Below are 13,954 nucleotides of genomic sequence, written 5' to 3' on the forward strand. Positions count from 1 at the left end.
TCAGGGGGCCCGTTTGAATGCCGATTGACACCTTCGACACCCCGTTTCCAGGTGCCACGTGGGAGTCACGCGGACGGAAGCCGGGTCAAGTTGCTGAAAGCACCGGCATAGGATGGACTCACGTAAGTCCTTGATAAACCTGCCACAGCGGGCTAGGTCGTAGTCCAGCGAAGTTCGGTGCTGGAGTCAGCTTGAAACAAAAAAAGGCCGGCCCCTCGGGACCGGCCTTTTCCTATTGCTGATAGACGCCGTCGATACCGCGTAAAGCCTGGGTCAGCGGGTCGTCGGGTGGCAGGTCGTCGGCCGGCATCTCGGCCTCGGGGCCGCTGGTCACGGTCTCGGCCGGAAAGGTCGGCGGGCCGCCGGGCGCCTGGGTGCCCGGGTCGGGCAGGACGCGGCCGCCGGCCTGGTCCTGCGGCACCGTCTCGGGTGCGGCCTGGCCCTGCGGCTGCGGCTGGCCCAGGGCTTCGGAGAGCGCTGCGGCCAGCGGATCGCTGCCGCCGACATCGTCGGAGCTGACCACCTGCGGCACGGCGCTGTTCGGGTCGAAGACGAAATTGCCCAGGGACTCGACCGGCAGGCCGTCGTGGATCTCGGTCATCACCGCCTGCCAGATCTCGGCCGGCAAGCCGCCGCCGGTCACGCCCTTCAGCGGCTTGTTGTCGTCATAGCCCATCCACACCCCGGTCACATATTGCCCGGTGAAGCCGATGAACCAAGCGTCGCGATAGCTCGAGGTAGTGCCGGTCTTGCCCGCCGCCGGACGGCCCTTCAGCCGGGCGCGGGTGCCGGTGCCATGTTCGATCACCTGCTGCATCATGCCGATCAGCTCGCCCGCCGCCTTTTGCGAGATCACGCGCTGTCCCATGCCGCCGGCCTGGCCGATCAGCGCCTGGTCGTCGCCCTTGATGCGCAGCTCCTGCAAGCCATAGGGCGCGACGGCGGTTCCGCCGTTGCGGATGCCGGCATAGGCGGCGGTCATGTTCAAAAGCGTCGCATCCGACACGCCCAGGCCCAGCGAGGGGCCCGTCGCCAGCTCGTCCGAGACGCCGAAGTCGCGCGCCACCCGGCGCACCGCGTCGCGGCCGGCGATTTCCTGCAGCCGGATCGTCGCGGTGTTCAGCGACTGCGACAGCGCGCGCGTCAGCGTCACCTCGCCGGAATAGCGGCGGGTATAGTTCTGCGGCGACCACGGCCCCGAGCCGCGCACGTTGATGGTCAAGGGCGCGTCCAACACCATGTCGTTCGGACCATAGCCCTGGTCCAGCGCCGCGGCATAGACGAAGGGCTTGAAGCTGGAACCCGTCTGGCGCTTGGCCTGCGTTGCACGGTTGAAGGTGCCGGCGACGGTATTGTCGCGCCCGCCGATCATCGCCCGTACCGCGCCGTCGGGCGACATCACCACCACCGCCGCCTGCGCCTTCGAGCCCTTGGAAATCTTTTCGTCGAAGACCCGCTGCAAGGCGCGTTCGGCCGCGCGCTGCACGCGCTGGTCGAAGGTGGTCTTGATGGTCACGTCCTCGGTCGTCTCGCTGGTCAGGAAGCCCGGGCCGGATTCCATCACCCAATCGGCGAAATAGCCGCCTGCGCGCGCCGCCGCCGCCTTGGACAACACGGCGGGATGCGCCTTGGCCTCGGCATATCGCGCATCGTCCAGGAAACCCTGCTCATGCATCAGGCCCAGGATCACCGTGGCGCGATCCTGCGCCCGCTGCAGGTTCGAGGTCGGGGCGAAATAGCTGGGCGCCTTCAGCAGGCCCGCCAGCATCGCCGCCTCGGGCGCGGTCACGTCCGCCGCCGACTTGTCGAAATAGCGCTGCGCCGCCGCCTCGAAGCCGCGTGCGCCGGCACCCAGATACGAGCGGTTCATATAGATGTTAAGGATGTCCTCTTTCGAATATTTTGCCTCCATGGCGAGGGCGTAGGGAACTTCCTTGACCTTGCGCCAGATCGAGGACTTGCGGCATTCGGCCTCGAACTCGGCCTCGGATTTCCAGCGGATCGGGTCGAAGGTGTCGCCCAGGCACAGGAGCTTCGCCACCTGCTGGGTGATGGTCGAGCCGCCGTTGCCTTCCAGCGGGCCGCGGCCGGCGGCCATGTTGATCTTGATCGCCGAGGCGACGCCGCGGGGCGAGACGCCGAAATGCTGGTAGAATCGCTTGTCCTCGGTCGCGACCACGGCATCCTTCAGCACCGGGGCGATCTTGTCGGCGCTGACCATGCCGAAGGTTTCGCCACGCCAGGCGAAGGTCCGCCCCTCGCTGTCCAGCATGGTGACCGAACCGCGGGCACGGCCGTCGAACAGCGCCGAAGCCTCGGGCAGGGTGGTGTAGAAATAGAAGGTCGCGGCGGCGAGAATCAGCGCAACCGTCAGCCCGAGCCGCCAGAACGAGCCCCAGACCACCCGCCAGACCAGGGTGACGAAGCCGGCGATTCCCCGGGTCACGACATTGCCGCGGCGCGGCTTGCGCGGCGGCTTTCCGCCCGATGCGGGCCGCTGTTTCTGCTGTTTCTGAGGGGCTTGGTCGAAATTCCGCTTGTCCGCGGTGATGCGGCCCTTGCCGGTCGGTGTCTTCATGCCTGTTATCCTGCCCGGCCGAGTCCTCCGGCCTGTTGGCGCGGACCATACAGGAAAGCCCCGGGGTTGAGAACCGCGATGACCGATCGGTGAACTGCCGCGAGCACGCGCAAACCCCGGCAGGACTGCGCAAAATCCGGGCAGACCCGCGTCGGCGCCGGCGGGAAGCTGCACAAACCTTGTGCCGGGGCGGCGGGCCCGCGTCTTCTGGCCGGGACGGAACTGCCGCGATGCAGAAAGAAGGTGCAGCAAGATGATGAGACCCTCCGCGATCAAACCCATGATCCCGGCGCTTGCCCTGACCGGGCTGGCCTGGCCCGCCCTGGCGCAGGACGCCGCCGCCCCCGCGGTGGTGGAGACCATCGCGCCCGTCGTCGACAAGGGCGACACCACCTGGATGATGGTCTCGGCCATCCTGGTGATGATGATGACCGTGCCGGGGCTGGCGCTGTTCTACGGCGGGCTGGTGCGATCGAAGAACATGCTCTCGGTGCTGATGCAGGTCTTCACCGTCTTCTGCGTCATGTCGCTGCTCTGGGTCTGCTTCGGCTATTCGCTGGCCTTCACCGGCGCCGGCTCGGCCGAGGAGGCGACGGCGCTGACGCCCTTCATCGGCGGGCTGTCGAAGGCGTTCCTGGCGGGGGTCGACACCGCGTCGCTGGCCGAGACCTTCACCACCAATGTCTTCGTGCCGGAATATGTCTTCGTCATCTTCCAGATGGCCTTCGCCTGCATTGCGCCGGCGCTGATCGTCGGCGCCACGGTCGAGCGGATGAAATTCTCGGCGATCCTGATGTTCGTGGTGATCTGGTTCTTCTTCAGCTACCTGCCCATGGCGCATATGGTGTGGTGGTGGGGCGGTCCCTCGGCCTATGACGCGCCCGGCGGTTTCCTGTTCGGCCATGGCGACCTGGACTTCGCCGGCGGCACGGTCATCCACATCAACGCCGGCATCGCCGGTCTGGTCGCCGCCATCGTCGTCGGCCCCCGCCTGGGCTATGGCAAGGAGCTGATGGCGCCGCACAACCTGCCCTTTACCCTGCTGGGCGGCTGCCTGCTGTGGATCGGCTGGTTCGGCTTCAACGCCGGCTCGAACATGGAGGCCACCGGCACCGCCGCGCTGGCGATCCTGAACACCACCGTCGCCACCGCCGCCGCCGGGCTGGCCTGGGCCTTTGGCGAGTGGATCTTTCGCGGCCACCCGTCGCTTCTGGGCGGGGTCTCGGGCGCCATCGCCGGCCTTGTCGGCATCACCCCGGCCGCCGGTTTCGTGGGCCCGATGGGCGCCATCGCGATCGGCCTGGCCGCCGGTTTCCTGTGCATGTGGTTCGTGATCTCGCTGAAGGGCAAGCTGGGGATCGACGAAAGCCTCGACGTCTTCGGCATCCACGGCGTGGGCGGCATCGTCGGCGCCATCCTGACCGGCGTCTTCGCGGCGCCTTCGCTGGGCGGCTCGGGCATCTACGACTATGCGACCGAGGCGGTCTCGGCCGACTACAGCATCGCCGGGCAGGTCACGACGCAGGTGCTGGGCGTGGCCGTCGCGGTGGTCTGGTCGGCCGTGGTGTCCTTTATCGCGCTGATGATCGTCAAGGCGGTGATCGGGCTGCGCGTGCCGGCGAATGACGAGCGGCAGGGCCTGGACGTCACCACCCACGGCGAGAGCGCCTATAACAGCTGAGGGCCGTTCAGGCGCAGCGAAAAGCCCCGCGCAAGCGGGGCTTTTTCACGTTCGGAAGGAATCAGGACAGGCGCGAGACGACGAAATCCGCCAGGTCCGACAGGATCGCACGCAACGGCCGGTCCGGCGCCGCCGCCAGCGCCGCCTTGGCGCGGTCGGCCCAGGCGATGGCATCCGCGCGCGCGGCGGTCAGCGCGCCGCGCCGGTTCAGGATGTCCAGTGCGGTTTCCAGGTCGCCGTCCTGCTGGTCGCCCTTGGCGATGGTGCGTTCCCAGAAGGCACGCTCGCCGGCATCGGCCGCCGCGATGGCCTTGATGACCGGCAGGGTCAGCTTGCGCTCGCGGAAATCGTCGCCGACGTTCTTGCCGATGGTCGTGGTCGAGCCGCCGTAGTCCAGCAGGTCGTCCACGATCTGGAAGGCGATCCCCAGCGCGTCGCCGTAATCGAACAGCGCCTGCTGCACCGCCGGATCGGCGCCCGAGACCACCGCCCCGGCCTCGGTCGCGGCCGAGAACAGCGCCGCGGTCTTGCCGCGCACGATCTGGACATAGGTGTCTTCCGAGGTCGAGATGTCCTGGGCGGCGGTCAGCTGCAGCACCTCGCCCTCGGCGATGGTGGCGCTGGCATTGGCCAGGATGCGCATGACCTGCATGCTGCCGGTATCGGCCATCAGCTGGAAGCTGCGGGCGAACAGATAGTCGCCGACCAGCACCGAGGACTTGTTGTCCCACAGAAGGTTCGCCGTCGGCCGGCCGCGCCGCTGGCGGCTTTCGTCCACCACGTCGTCATGCAGCAGCGTCGCGGTGTGGATGAACTCGACCGCCGTCGCCAGCAGCACGTGGCTGTCGCCCTGATAGCCGCAAAGCCGCGCCGCAGCCAGGACCAGCATCGGCCGCAGCCGCTTGCCGCCGGCCTCGACCAGATGCGCGGTCACCTCGGGGATGCGGGGCGCGTGGCGGCTGGCCATGCGCTCGCGGATCAGCGCGTTCACCCGGTCCATGTCACCGGCGAGTTCCGCCGACAGCCGGTCGAGCGGCTTCGAGACGTTTTCCTTCATGCCCATGGCGATCCCCTTTCGCCGCAAGGCATTGCCACGCCATGGACACAGGCGCAACAGCCGCGTAGCGTTTCGCGCATCATGAAAGAGCTTCTGCGCACCACCGACCCGCTTCTGATCACCCGCGTGGCCGACCTTCTGGCGGCCGAGGGCATCGCCGCTTTCCTGCTGGACCAGCACATGAGCGTGCTGGAAGGCTCGCTCGGCATCCTGCCGCGGCGGCTGATGGTGGCGGATCGCGACCTGTTCATGGCGCGCGCCATCCTGCGCGACAACCGCATCCACCATGAATGACACGCGCGAGGACGGGTTCCTCGGCTGCCGGCTGACGATTGCGCAGCCCGTGCGCGGCTATCGCGCCGGCGCGGATGCGGTGATGCTGGCGGCGGCCTGCCCGGCCCGCCCGGGCGAGTCGGCGCTGGAACTGGGCTGCGGCGCCGGGGTGGCGCTGATCTGCCTGGGTGCGCGGGTGCCCGGGCTGCGGCTGGCCGGGCTGGAGCTTCAGCCCGGCTATGCGGCGCTGGCGCGGCGCAATGTCGCGGCGAACGGCGTCGATGCCGATATCCTCGAAGGCGACCTGGCGCGGATGCCGGCGGCGCTGCGCGACCGATCCTTCGACCATGTCATCGCCAACCCGCCCTATTTCCGCGGCGGTTCGGTGGCGCCCGACCCCGGACGCGGCACGGCGCGGCACGAGGCGACGCCGCTGGCCGGCTGGATCGCCGCCGGGCTGCGCCGGCTGCGGCCGGGGGGGTGGCTGACCATGATCCAGCGCGCCGAGCGACTCGGCGAGATGCTGGCGGCGCTGACGCCGTCGGCCGGGGCGATCACGATCCTGCCAGTGGCGGCGCGGACAGGGGCCGAGGCGGGCCGGGTCATCCTGACCGCGCGCAAGGGATCGCGCAGCCCGATGCGGCTGCTAAGCCCCTTCGTCATGCACGCAAAACCGTCGCATTCGGGCCATGGCGAGGACCTGACCGGGCCCGCCGATGCCGTGCTGCGGCAAGGCGCCGCGCTCAACCTGCGGGATAGGTGATTTTCGGTGACAATGTGACGAATCTGTGCTGCAATCCGATGGTTCGATCAATCCAAGAGGAGGACGGAATGACGGTTGAATCCCATGTCCAGGAGCTTCGCCGCAAACACCAGTCGCTTTCAAACGCCATCGAGGCTGCGCATCGCAGCCCGGCGACGGATGACCTCGCCATCGCGCAGATGAAAAAGGAAAAACTTCGCCTCAAGGAAGAGATCACGCGCCTGTCGCACTAGGTGCGAAGGGGTGGGTCCGTCCCACCCCGGGGCTTTTGACGGATACAAGAAAACGGCCCGCGACTATCGCGGGCCGTTGACCGTTTCCGAAGGCGTCAGACGAAGAACTGGCCGCCGTTGGCGCTGATGGTCGAGCCGGTGACGAAGCCCGCGTCGTCCGAGGCCAGGAACACCACGCAACGGGCGATCTCCTCGGGCTCGCCCAGGCGGCCGACGGGGATCTGGGGGATGATGCGTTCGTTCAGCACCTTTTCGTCGATGGCGCGCACCATTTCGGTGCCGATATAGCCCGGGCAGATCGCGTTCACGGTGATGCCGGCGCGCGCGCCCTCTTGCGCCAGGGCCTTGGTGAAGCCCAGGTCGCCCGCCTTGGCCGCGGAATAGTTCGCCTGGCCGGCCTGGCCCTTCTGGCCGTTGATCGAGCTGATGTTGACGATGCGGCCGAACTTGCGGTCGCGCATCCCGGTCCAGACCGGATGGGTCATGTTGAACAGCCCGGTCAGGTTGGTGTCGATGACCTCTTTCCACTGCTGGGCGGTCATCTTGTGGAACATCGCGTCCCGGGTGATGCCGGCGTTGTTGACCAGCACCGCGATGGGGCCCAGTTCCTCTTCGACCTGCTTGATGCCGGCGGCGCAGGCGTCGTAATCGGCGACCGACCATTTATAGGTCTTGATGCCGGTTTCCTCGGTAAAGGCCCGGGCGGCGTCGTCATTGCCGGCATAGTTGGCGGCGACGGTATAGCCCGCGTCCTTCAAGGCCTTCGAGATCGCCGCACCGATGCCACGCGAACCGCCGGTCACAAGAGCCACTTTTGCCATTTCTTCCCCCTTTTAAAATGGTCGTGAAATTGTGTTACCGAACGCGTTCGGTGCGCGCAAGATCATTGCGCGCACCTTTTTTCAGCTCAGCGCTCGACGCAGAGCGCCACGCCCATGCCGCCGCCGATGCAGAGCGTCGCCAGACCCTTCTTGGCGTCGCGACGCTTCATCTCGAACAAGAGCGTGTTCAGGATGCGCGCGCCCGAGGCGCCGATCGGGTGGCCGATGGCGATGGCGCCGCCGTTCACGTTGACGATCGACGGGTCCCAGCCCATGTCGCGGTTGACGGCGATGGCCTGGGCGGCAAAGGCCTCGTTCGCCTCGACCAGGTCGAGGTCGCCGACCGACCAGCCGGCCTTTTCCAGCGCCTTGCGGCTGGCCGGAATCGGGCCCGAGCCCATGATCGCCGGATCGACGCCGGCGGTCGCATAGGAGGCGATGCGCGCGAGCGGCGTCAGGCCGCGGCGGCTGGCCTCATCCTCGGTCATCACCAGCACGGCGGCGGCGCCGTCGTTCAGGCCCGAGGCGTTGCCGGCGGTCACGGTGCCGTCCTTGCTGAAGGCGGGGCGCAGCTTCTCCATCGCCTCCTGCGTGGCGCCGTGGCGGATGTATTCGTCGGCGTCGACCGTGGTGTCGCCCTTGCGGGTCTTGATCGTCACCGGCACGATTTCATCGGCGAACTTGCCGGCCTTCTGCGCGGCCTCGGCCTTGTTCTGCGAGGCCACGGCGAATTCGTCCTGCTCGGCCCGGGTGATGCCCCATTTCGTCGCCACGTTCTCGGCCGTGGTGCCCATGTGATAGTCGTGGAACGCGTCCCAGAGCCCGTCCTTGATCATAGTGTCGAGCAGTTTCATGTCGCCCATCTTCTGCCCGGCGCGGATATAGCCGGCATGGGGCGAGAGCGACATGGATTCCTGGCCGCCGGCCGCGACCACGGTGGCATCGCCCAGAAGCACCTGCTGCGCCGCCAGCGCGACCGAGCGCAGCCCCGAGCCGCAGACCTGGTTCAGCACCCAGGCGGCCGAGCCCTGCGGGTAGCCGGCCTTGATATGGGCCTGGCGGCCGGGGTTCTGGCCCTGGCCGGCGGTCAGCACTTGGCCGAGGATGGTTTCGGACACGTCGGCCGGGTCGATGCCGGCCCGCTCGACGATGGCCTTCAGGACGATCGCGCCCAGTTCATGCGCCGGCAGGCTCGCATAGGACCCCAGAAAACTGCCTACGGGCGTTCGGGCAGCGGATACGATAACGGCTTTTGTCATGGTGGGCTCCTTCCCTGATGGCCGAAAAGATCGGTACAGGTGAACTGTTTGCCGTTTCGTTCCGCGAGGTCAAGCGGACTTGCCGGTGCGGGCGATGACGCCGTCGCCCGCACCCGCGCCCGAGCCGCACCTTCGCAGCGGCCCGGGCGTGGCGGCGGCGGAGCCCGCAAGCCGCGCAATCTTTCGTCCCCGGAGTGTCCGCGCCGGTGAACGCGGGATCTGGAAAAACGGCGCGCGCGAAGGAGGTCTGCGCCGTCTACCACGGACGAAAAAATGCGGAATCGCGCGCCACAGGGCGCCGCGCCGCGTTGCCGTGCCTGCGTTGCGTTACCCGGCCTGGGACACCGGCCAGGGCGGAGTCAGTTGCGCTTGGCGGCGGTGTTCGGGGATCTCCATGGCGGCACGATGGTCGGGGCGCCGAAATAATAGCCCTGCAGGCAGTCGATGCCCATGTCGATCAGGAAGGCGGCATCGTCCGCCGTTTCGACCGATTCCGCGACCGTGAACATGTCGAAGTGATGGGCGATGGATTGCAGCGCCCGGGTCAGCACCTGGTTGTCGCGCTGGCCCGCGATCTCGCGGATGAACTGGCCGTCGATCTTGATCATGTCGAAGCAGAAGTCGCGCAGATAGCGGAACGAGGTATAGCCGGCGCCGAAATCGTCCAGCGCGAAGCTGACGCCATGCGCCTGCAGTTCCTGCATGAAGCGGCCGACCACCTCGGGCATGCCCATGGCCGAGCTTTCGGTGATCTCCAGAATCAGCCGTTCGCCGATGCTGTCGTCCTGGGCGATGCCGTCGCGCAGGATGCGCAGCCAGGCCGGATAGCCGATCGAGCGCGCGGACATGTTGATCGAAAGCCGCAGCGAGGGTTCCTCGGCCAGCGATTTCAGCCCCAGCGTCAGCGACATGCAGTCGATCTGGCGGCCGAGTTCGGTGGTTTCGGCCAGCGGCATGAAATCGCGCAGCGGCACGATGCGGCCGGTTTCGTCGATGATTCGGATCAGCCCCTCGTGGAAGGCGACGTGTTCGGTGCGGTCCGCCTGCACCACCGGCTGATAGGCCAGCACCCCGTCCCCGCGCGCCACCGCCCGCCGCACCATGGCCATGGTCACGCGCGATTGCTGGTCGACCGCGAAATCCAGCGGGGAACCCGAATCCTGTTGCGAATCAAAATTGTCGGTCATGCCAAGACTCCTGTCATCGGCGAAAGTCTGGCGATCATCTCCTAAGATCGCGTAAACTCGAGATGCTTTCTCGACTCGAGGTTAACAGACCCTTGCCCGACATGACCGAACGCTGCACCTGGTGCGGAACCGACCCGCTTTACGTCGCCTATCACGACGAGGAATGGGGGGTGCCCGAATACGACCCCCGCGCGCTGTGGGAAAAGCTGGTGCTGGACGGCTTCCAGGCCGGGCTGAGCTGGATCACCATCCTGCGCAAGCGCGAATCGTTTCGCGAAACCTTCGAGGGGTTCGACCCCGAGCGCGTGGCCCGCTGGGGCGAGGCCGAGGTCGAATCGGCGCTGAAGAACCCCGGCATCATCCGCCACCGCGGCAAGATCGAGGCCGCGGTCAAGGGTGCCCGGCTTTTCCTGGACATCGAAGCGTCCGAGGGCTTCTCGCCCTTCATCTGGTCCTTCGTCGGCGGGCGTCCCGTGCAGAACCATTTCGCCAGCATGGTCGAGGTCCCGGCCAAGACCGATCAATCGGACGCCATGGCCAAGGCCTTGAAAAAGCGTGGGTTCAATTTCTGCGGGCCGGTGATCACCTATGCCTTCATGCAGGCCTGCGGGCTGGTCAACGACCACATGACCCATTGCCCCTGCCATGGCCGAATCAAGGCGCTGTCGCCTGACGGATAAGGGCCTTGGCGGCGTCCGAGGACCAGTCGGCGCCGCCCATCAGCCGGGCGATCTCGTTGCCGTCGCGGTCGATCAGCACCGTCACCGGCATCCCCATCACCCCCATCTCGCGCGCGAGGCCCTGGCGCGGATCCAGCCGCACCGGCAGATGGGCGATCTTTTCCTCGTCCAGGAATTTCCGCACGGCCGGGGGCGGGTTGTGGCCCGCGGCGATGGCGACCACCTCGAAATCCTCGCCGCCCATCTGGGCCTGAAGGGCGTCGAGCGAGGGCATCTCCTCGCGGCAGGGGGCGCACCAGGTCGCCCAGAAATTCAGCAGCACCACCTTGCCCTGATAGTCGGCCAGCGAATGGGTGCCGCCCTCGGGGTCGGTGAATTCCGTCGCCGGCACCGGGGCCGGGTCGGTCTGCTGCAGCTTGGCCAGCCCGCCGTCATGCGCGGCCTGCCAGTCGATTTCGCCCGCCCATCCGGCGTTTGCACCAAGGACAAGCGCCGTATAAAGAACCAGCCAACGCATTCCACCCCCCGAAGGACAATCCATGACCGAGCAGCCCTCCACCGCCAACCAGATGTGGGGCGGACGTTTCGCCGCAGGCCCGGACGCGATCATGGAGGCGATCAATGCCTCGATCGGCTTCGACCAGCGGCTCTATGCCCAGGACATCCGGGGCAGCCGCGCCCATGCGGCGATGCTTGCGGCGCAGGGCATCATCAGCACTAGCGATGCCGAGGCCATCGGGGAAGGCCTTCTCACGGTCTTGTCAGAGATCGAGGCGGGGAATTTCCCGTTCTCGACCGCGCTGGAAGACATCCACATGAACGTGGAATCGCGGCTGAAAGAGGTCATCGGCGAGCCGGCGGGGCGGCTGCACACGGCGCGAAGCCGCAATGACCAGGTGGCGACCGATTTCCGGCTGTGGGTGCGCGACCAATGCGACGCGGCCACCCTTGGGCTGGACGCGCTGATCCGCGCGGCTTTGTCGCAGGCGGAAAAGGGTGCGGATTGGGTGATGCCGGGGTTCACCCATCTGCAAACCGCGCAGCCCGTCACTTGGGGCCATCACATGATGGCCTATGTCGAGATGTTCGGCCGCGACCTGTCGCGCTTCCAGGACGCGCGCAGGCGGATGAACGAATCGCCCCTGGGCGCCGCCGCGCTGGCCGGGACCGGCTTCCCCATCGACCGCGATGCGACGGCCAAGGCGCTGGGCTTCGAGCGGCCGATGGCGAACAGCCTGGATGCGGTCAGCGACCGGGATTTCGCGCTGGAATACCTGTCGAGCGCGGCGATCTGTGCCGTGCACCTGTCGCGGCTGGCCGAGGAACTGGTGATCTGGTCCTCGGCCCAGTTCCGCTTCGTCACCATGTCGGACCGGTTCTCGACCGGCTCGTCGATCATGCCGCAGAAGAAGAATCCCGACGCGGCCGAACTGATCCGGGCCAAGATCGGCCGCATCCTCGGCGCCGCCGTGGCGCTGTTCGTGGTGATGAAGGGCCTGCCCTTGGCCTATTCCAAGGACATGCAAGAGGACAAGGAGCAGGTCTTCGACGCCGCCGACAACCTGATGCTGGCGCTGGCGGCGATGACCGGGATGCTGTCCGATCTGACCGCGAACCGCGAGCGGCTGGAGGCGGCGGCGGGCTCGGGCTTTTCCACCGCGACGGACCTGGCCGACTGGCTGGTGCGCGAGGCCGGGCTGCCCTTCCGCGATGCGCACCATGCCACCGGCGCGTTGGTCGCCATGGCCGAGAAATCGGGCGTGGACCTGCCGGACCTGACGCTGGAGCAGATGCAGTCGGTCAATCCGGCGATCACCGCCGATGTCTACAACGTGCTCGGCGTGCATAATTCGGTCGCCTCGCGCATGTCCTATGGCGGCACGGCGCCGGCGCAGGTCCGCGCCCAGATCGCCCGCTGGAAGGAGAAGCTGGCATGACGCATTCCCTGCTTCTGGCCGCGCTGGCTCTGATGCTGGCGACGCTGGCCGCCTGCGGCGTCGACGGCGCCCCGACCCGTCCCGAGACCCCGCCGCCCGGCCTGCAGGTCAGCGGCGAGGCGCGGATCGGCGTGGTTTCCAAGCTCTGACCCGGGATCGCCATGGATCATTTCAACTATCTGGACGGCCAGCTTCATGCCGAAGACGTGCCCCTGGCCCGGATCGCGGCCGAGGTCGGCACCCCGGTCTATGTCTATTCCACCGCCACGCTGACCCGGCATTTCCGGCTGTTCCAGCAGGCGCTGGCGTGGTGCGATCACCTGGTCTGTTTCGCGGTCAAGGCGAACTCGAACCTGGCGGTGCTGAAGCTGCTGGGCGACCTGGGGGCGGGGATGGATATCGTCTCGGCCGGGGAATACGCCCGGGCCAAGGCGGCGGGCGTGCCGGGCGAGCGGATCGTGTTTTCCGGCGTCGGCAAGACCACGGCCGAGATGCGCATGGCGCTTACGGGCGGCATCCGCCAGTTCAACGTCGAATCCGAGCCGGAGCTGGAACTGCTGTCGCAGGTGGCCTCGTCCCTGGGGGTGGTGGCGCCCATCGCCGTGCGGGTGAACCCGGACGTGGACGCCAAGACGCATGAGAAGATCGCCACCGGCAAGTCCGAGAACAAGTTCGGCATCCCGATTGCCAAGGCGCGCGCGGTCTATGCCCGTGCCGCCGCCCTGCCGGGGATCGAGGTCGTCGGCATCGACATGCATATCGGCAGCCAGTTGACCGATCTCGAACCCTATCGGCTGGCCTATGCCAAGATGGCCGACCTGACCCGGGCGCTGCGCGCGGACGGGCACGACATCCGACGGCTGGATATGGGCGGGGGCCTGGGCATTCCCTATCGCCGCGACAACAATGCGCCGCCTCTGCCCATTGAATACGGCCAGGTGATCCGGGATGCGGTGGGCGATCTGGGCTGCGAGATCGAGATCGAGCCGGGGCGCAACATCTCGGGCAATGCGGGGATCCTGCTGTCCTCGGTGATCTATTTGAAAGAGGGCGAGGGGCGGGATTTCCTGATCCTCGACGCCGCCATGAACGACCTGATCCGGCCGGCGATGTATGCGGCGCATCACGACATCGTGCCGGTGGTCGAGCCGGCGCCGGGGGCCGAGGTCGCCGCCTTCGACGTGGTCGGCCCGGTCTGCGAGACCGGCGACACCTTCCGGAAGGCGGTCGGTCTGCCGGCGCTGGCGCCGGGGGATCTGGTGGCGTTGCGCTCGGCCGGGGCTTACGGCGCGGTGATGGCCTCGGAATACAATTCCCGGCCGCTGGTGCCGGAGGTGCTGGTCAGCGGCGATCAATTCGCCGTCATTCGCCCGCGGCCCACGCTTGAGGAAATGCTGGGACGCGATACCATCCCGGAATGGCTATAGGCATCCGCTCCTTCCGCGTGGCTGCCGGGGGTTTCACACCCCCGGACCCCCGCGGAGT

14 protein-coding genes are annotated in these 13,954 nt (G+C 67.4%); 8 read left to right on the plus strand and 6 right to left on the minus strand.

The window, feature by feature from the left end; genetic code table 11:
* Positions 1 to 232: 232 nt before the first annotated feature.
* Complete coding sequence (locus JCM7685_RS03910; RefSeq protein WP_074968461.1) at positions 233 to 2,578, minus strand: transglycosylase domain-containing protein; 2,346 nt, start codon at positions 2,576 to 2,578, stop codon at positions 233 to 235.
* Positions 2,579 to 2,831: 253 nt separating this feature from the next.
* Here JCM7685_RS03910 and JCM7685_RS03915 point away from each other — a divergent pair, with 253 nt between their 5' ends.
* The gene (locus JCM7685_RS03915) at positions 2,832 to 4,259 is read left to right on the plus strand and encodes an ammonium transporter (protein WP_100526027.1); all 1,428 of its coding nucleotides are present in this window, start codon (positions 2,832 to 2,834) and stop codon (positions 4,257 to 4,259) included.
* A gap of 61 nt (positions 4,260 to 4,320) precedes the next feature.
* On the opposite strand, the gene JCM7685_RS03920 is transcribed toward JCM7685_RS03915, so the two are convergent.
* A complete protein-coding gene (locus tag JCM7685_RS03920; RefSeq protein ID WP_074968457.1) occupies positions 4,321 to 5,322 on the minus strand; it encodes a polyprenyl synthetase family protein in 1,002 nt (333 codons plus the stop codon).
* 75 nt (positions 5,323 to 5,397) lie between these two features.
* On the opposite strand from JCM7685_RS03920, the gene JCM7685_RS03925 reads away from it, so the two are divergent.
* The 3 genes from JCM7685_RS03925 to JCM7685_RS03935 all read left to right on the plus strand — a co-directional run bounded on the left by JCM7685_RS03925 (position 5,398) and on the right by JCM7685_RS03935 (position 6,585).
* A complete protein-coding gene (locus tag JCM7685_RS03925; protein ID WP_074968455.1) occupies positions 5,398 to 5,610 on the plus strand; it encodes a putative signal transducing protein in 213 nt (70 codons plus the stop codon).
* Complete coding sequence (locus tag JCM7685_RS03930; protein ID WP_074968453.1) at positions 5,603 to 6,352, plus strand: tRNA1(Val) (adenine(37)-N6)-methyltransferase; 750 nt, start codon at positions 5,603 to 5,605, stop codon at positions 6,350 to 6,352. The genes JCM7685_RS03925 and JCM7685_RS03930 overlap by 8 nt, the downstream gene beginning before the upstream one ends.
* Positions 6,353 to 6,420: 68 nt before the next feature.
* The gene (locus JCM7685_RS03935; RefSeq protein ID WP_074968451.1) at positions 6,421 to 6,585 is read left to right on the plus strand and encodes a YdcH family protein; all 165 of its coding nucleotides are present in this window, start codon (positions 6,421 to 6,423) and stop codon (positions 6,583 to 6,585) included.
* 95 nt (positions 6,586 to 6,680) lie between these two features.
* Here the strand turns inward: JCM7685_RS03935 and phbB are convergent, their stop codons facing one another.
* From phbB to JCM7685_RS03950, 3 genes are all read right to left on the minus strand, one after another.
* Positions 6,681 to 7,406, minus strand: coding sequence for a beta-ketoacyl-ACP reductase (gene phbB, locus JCM7685_RS03940; RefSeq protein WP_074968449.1), 726 nt, complete (start codon positions 7,404 to 7,406; stop codon positions 6,681 to 6,683).
* An 86-nt stretch (positions 7,407 to 7,492) separates the two neighbouring features.
* A complete protein-coding gene (locus JCM7685_RS03945) occupies positions 7,493 to 8,665 on the minus strand; it encodes an acetyl-CoA C-acetyltransferase (RefSeq protein ID WP_074968447.1) in 1,173 nt (390 codons plus the stop codon).
* A 359-nt stretch (positions 8,666 to 9,024) separates the two neighbouring features.
* The gene (locus JCM7685_RS03950; protein ID WP_074968445.1) at positions 9,025 to 9,852 is read right to left on the minus strand and encodes an EAL domain-containing protein; all 828 of its coding nucleotides are present in this window, start codon (positions 9,850 to 9,852) and stop codon (positions 9,025 to 9,027) included.
* 101 nt (positions 9,853 to 9,953) lie between these two features.
* Here JCM7685_RS03950 and JCM7685_RS03955 point away from each other — a divergent pair, with 101 nt between their 5' ends.
* Positions 9,954 to 10,532 (plus strand): DNA-3-methyladenine glycosylase I, encoded by a 579-nt coding sequence (locus tag JCM7685_RS03955; RefSeq protein WP_170848938.1) that lies wholly within the window; start codon positions 9,954 to 9,956, stop codon positions 10,530 to 10,532.
* On the opposite strand, the gene JCM7685_RS03960 is transcribed toward JCM7685_RS03955, so the two are convergent.
* Positions 10,507 to 11,049 carry a TlpA family protein disulfide reductase gene (locus JCM7685_RS03960; protein WP_074968441.1) on the minus strand — a complete coding sequence of 181 codons (543 nt, stop codon included), beginning with the start codon at positions 11,047 to 11,049 and terminating at the stop codon, positions 10,507 to 10,509. The genes JCM7685_RS03955 and JCM7685_RS03960 overlap by 26 nt on opposite strands.
* A gap of 22 nt (positions 11,050 to 11,071) precedes the next feature.
* On the opposite strand from JCM7685_RS03960, the gene argH reads away from it, so the two are divergent.
* From argH to lysA, 3 genes are read left to right on the plus strand one after another with little or no spacing between them, the layout of a single operon-like run.
* On the plus strand, positions 11,072 to 12,469 hold the full coding sequence (gene argH / locus JCM7685_RS03965; RefSeq protein WP_074968439.1) for an argininosuccinate lyase: 1,398 nt from the start codon (positions 11,072 to 11,074) through the stop codon (positions 12,467 to 12,469).
* Entirely contained in the window at positions 12,466 to 12,618 is a 153-nt protein-coding gene (locus JCM7685_RS19810; RefSeq protein WP_170848934.1) for a hypothetical protein, read from the plus strand. Before argH ends, JCM7685_RS19810 begins: the two co-directional genes overlap by 4 nt.
* A 12-nt stretch (positions 12,619 to 12,630) precedes the next feature.
* Positions 12,631 to 13,896, plus strand: a complete 1,266-nt coding sequence (gene lysA, locus JCM7685_RS03970; RefSeq protein ID WP_074968437.1) for a diaminopimelate decarboxylase — start codon at positions 12,631 to 12,633, stop codon at positions 13,894 to 13,896.
* The last annotated feature ends 58 nt before the right edge of the window (positions 13,897 to 13,954 follow it).

The sequence above is a fragment of the Paracoccus aminovorans genome (assembly GCF_900005615.1).
GTDB lineage: Bacteria > Pseudomonadota > Alphaproteobacteria > Rhodobacterales > Rhodobacteraceae > Paracoccus > Paracoccus aminovorans.

Coding starts and splice junctions, on each gene's coding strand:
- JCM7685_RS03950 (WP_074968445.1), bottom strand. CDS start 9,852: ATGACCGACAATTTTGATTCGCAACAGGATTCGGGTTCCCCGCTGGAT.
- JCM7685_RS03915 (WP_100526027.1), top strand. CDS start 2,832: ATGATGAGACCCTCCGCGATCAAACCCATGATCCCGGCGCTTGCCCTG.
- JCM7685_RS03935 (WP_074968451.1), top strand. CDS start 6,421: ATGACGGTTGAATCCCATGTCCAGGAGCTTCGCCGCAAACACCAGTCG.
- phbB (WP_074968449.1), bottom strand. CDS start 7,406: ATGGCAAAAGTGGCTCTTGTGACCGGCGGTTCGCGTGGCATCGGTGCG.
- lysA (WP_074968437.1), top strand. CDS start 12,631: ATGGATCATTTCAACTATCTGGACGGCCAGCTTCATGCCGAAGACGTG.
- JCM7685_RS03945 (WP_074968447.1), bottom strand. CDS start 8,665: ATGACAAAAGCCGTTATCGTATCCGCTGCCCGAACGCCCGTAGGCAGT.
- JCM7685_RS03925 (WP_074968455.1), top strand. CDS start 5,398: ATGAAAGAGCTTCTGCGCACCACCGACCCGCTTCTGATCACCCGCGTG.
- argH (WP_074968439.1), top strand. CDS start 11,072: ATGACCGAGCAGCCCTCCACCGCCAACCAGATGTGGGGCGGACGTTTC.
- JCM7685_RS03930 (WP_074968453.1), top strand. CDS start 5,603: ATGAATGACACGCGCGAGGACGGGTTCCTCGGCTGCCGGCTGACGATT.
- JCM7685_RS03955 (WP_170848938.1), top strand. CDS start 9,954: ATGACCGAACGCTGCACCTGGTGCGGAACCGACCCGCTTTACGTCGCC.
- JCM7685_RS03920 (WP_074968457.1), bottom strand. CDS start 5,322: ATGGGCATGAAGGAAAACGTCTCGAAGCCGCTCGACCGGCTGTCGGCG.
- JCM7685_RS03910 (WP_074968461.1), bottom strand. CDS start 2,578: ATGAAGACACCGACCGGCAAGGGCCGCATCACCGCGGACAAGCGGAAT.
- JCM7685_RS19810 (WP_170848934.1), top strand. CDS start 12,466: ATGACGCATTCCCTGCTTCTGGCCGCGCTGGCTCTGATGCTGGCGACG.
- JCM7685_RS03960 (WP_074968441.1), bottom strand. CDS start 11,049: ATGCGTTGGCTGGTTCTTTATACGGCGCTTGTCCTTGGTGCAAACGCC.